Origin of the sequence: Streptococcus mitis (assembly GCF_946190325.1) — a bacterium.
GTDB classification, from domain to species: domain Bacteria; phylum Bacillota; class Bacilli; order Lactobacillales; family Streptococcaceae; genus Streptococcus; species Streptococcus mitis_CF.
Genome location: NZ_CAMHZR010000031.1, coordinates 1 through 336, shown reverse-complemented (window position 1 = coordinate 336; position 336 = coordinate 1). Strand labels below are relative to the sequence as shown.

The 336-nt window shown below is 52.7% G+C and carries 1 pseudogene; it reads left to right on the top strand.

The window, feature by feature from the left end:
- Positions 1-3 precede the first annotated feature (3 nt).
- Positions 4-336, top strand: a pseudogene (locus N8M95_RS09210) (T7SS effector LXG polymorphic toxin); the annotation flags it as partial.

The window sequence follows — 336 nt, the reverse complement described above, 5'->3', positions numbered from 1 at the left end:
AACTTGGACAACTCGATCATCCAGTATGAAAGTAATCATGCGAGTCAGGATTTGGTTGCCTTTAAGGAACTCTTGTCGGCGACCAAGGCCTTGATCGCAGAACATGCAGGGAAGACACGGACTGTAGGGACTTATCAGTCGGGTGATTTCGCCAAACTCCAGTCTGTCCAACGCTTTGCGATGGCCTACCAACAGGCGACCAAGCAGATGGAGAGTCGTGTTGAACGCGTACAAGCTGCTCAGGAGAGAGACAAGGCTCGTTTTGAGGCCTTGGCTGCGGAGGATCGAGCCAAGAACGGTTGGAAAGACCTGGCAATTGGTGTGGTGACCGTTGCG